Below are 1,920 nucleotides of genomic sequence, written 5' to 3' on the forward strand. Positions count from 1 at the left end.
TCGCCCAAGGCTGCAGCGGCCACGGCCCCCAAGGCGCCGGCCAAGGCGGCTGGGGGTGGGGATGATGAGTGGGAGAGCTTCTAGCGCGCCTGGCAGCCGGAACGGCTCCCCCCGAGGTCCCAGGCCCCCAGCACGATGGGCCGGCCGGTCGATCTGGAGACTCCAGCCGTGTCGTTGTCCCAGACCAGGGCGTAAAGCGCCGCCGGCCCAGGGGCTGCAAGGCATGCAGCCCCACGACGGGCCATTGGCCTACACCACAGTACCGCGCGGGCTTGTAGGGTGCTGGGGTTGCACACAGGTGCTGGATGCTTGGCAGATTTCGCCGCAAAGCAGCACGGGCAACACCGCATGCCCTGGATTTCGACCGCCGGACCCATGATCACCCGCCCTACCCTCGCCCACGACACCGCGCCCATCCTGGGCGAAGTGGATGTCAGCAAGCACTTGGCGTCCCGCCCGGGCTATCCGGCCGACTACGAGGCCGAAAGCCTGATCATGGCCGAGCTGGTGCAGGTGCTCGCCACCCGCCCCCACGACATGGCCCAGGCCCTGGCCGATGCGGCGATGAAGCTCACCGGTGCGGCCTCGGCCGGTGTCTCGCTCGAACAGAGCGAGGGCGAGGGCGAGCCCATGTTTCGCTGGATCGCCACGGCCGGCGAGTACGCCAGGTACCTCAACGGCACCATGCCACGCAATTTCAGCCCCTGCGGCGCCGTGCTGGCCCGCAGCGATGCCATCCTGCTGCACGAGCCTGTGCGGGCGTTTCCCTACATGCAGGAATTGCACATGGAGGCGCGCGAGGTGCTGCTGGTGCCCTTCTTCCTGTCCGGGGTCGCCGTGGGCACGGTGTGGGTCGTGCACCACGACCACCAGCAGTTCGACCGTGAAGACCTGCGCGTGCTGCGCGTCGTCACCATTTTCGCCAGTGCCGCGATGCAGGCAACGGGGCTGATCGGTGCCCCTCCCACCGCGGCTGCGCGGGATGCATCGGCGGACCCGGACAGGTCCTAGCCATGCATGCGCCCCGGCAAGCCCTGGGAAACGCAATGCGCGCCAGCCCCAGTTCCCCCGGCGCCGGCCATCCGGCACCCTTTTCTCCTGCACCCATTCTCCCTCTCCGCAATCGCCTTCGTCCCGGCCTCTCAGCCCGCCAAGCCCTGGCCGCTTTCTTGAAAGACTTCCCATGAACAACCTCAAGATTTCAACCCGCATGGCCGGCACCTTCGGTGCCCTGGTGGTACTGCTGCTGGCGGTGATTGCAGCCGCGCTGACCCAGCTGGCGTCGATCTACGGCAGCACCGCGGACATTGCAGAAAACTGGCTGCCGAGCGTGGAGCTGGTGAACCGCCTGGATGCACAGCTGTCCGAGGCCCGGCTCAATGAGTTCCGGCACCTGACCACCCAGGATCCTGCGGCCAAGGCAGAGGTCGAGAAGGCGATGGGCGACATCCGCGCCAGCATCAAGCAGACAGAAACCTCCTACCAGGCTCTCATCAGCAGCGATGAGGAGCGCAAGCTCTACCAGACCTATACCGAGGCGCGAACGAAATACGGCGAGATGGCGGGCAAGCTGCTGGAGCTTTCGCGCAAGAACGAGACCGAGCAGGCCTTTGCACTGCTCCAGGGCGAATCGCGCAAATGGTTCATGCAGTCGTCCGATACGCTGGACAAGCTGGTGGTCCTGAACAGCCAGGGCGCCAAGGCGGCAAGCGCCAGTGCAGCCGGTGTCTACCTCAACGCGCGCCTGGTGATGGGCGCAGCCGCGTTGCTGGCGATCATCCTGGCGGTGGTGGCTGCGGTCTGGCTCATCCGCTCCATCACCCGCCCCCTGGCCCAGGCCGTGCAGGCCGCCGACCGCGTCGCCGCAGGCGACCTCAGCGGCACCATCGTCGTGCAGTCCCGCGATGAAACCGGCCACCT

General features: G+C 67.2%; 2 protein-coding genes. Both read left to right on the forward strand.

Going from position 1 to position 1,920, the window contains the following annotated elements:
- Positions 1-375 precede the first annotated feature (375 nt).
- On the forward strand, positions 376-1,011 hold the full coding sequence (locus ASE28_RS20415) for a GAF domain-containing protein (protein ID WP_057268269.1): 636 nt from the start codon (positions 376-378) through the stop codon (positions 1,009-1,011).
- A 172-nt stretch (positions 1,012-1,183) separates the two neighbouring features.
- A partial coding sequence (locus ASE28_RS33145; protein ID WP_235516182.1) for an MCP four helix bundle domain-containing protein occupies positions 1,184-1,920 on the forward strand: 737 nt, incomplete at its 3' end.

It is taken from the genome of Acidovorax sp. Root219 (genome assembly GCF_001428665.1).
GTDB lineage: Bacteria > Pseudomonadota > Gammaproteobacteria > Burkholderiales > Burkholderiaceae_C > Acidovorax.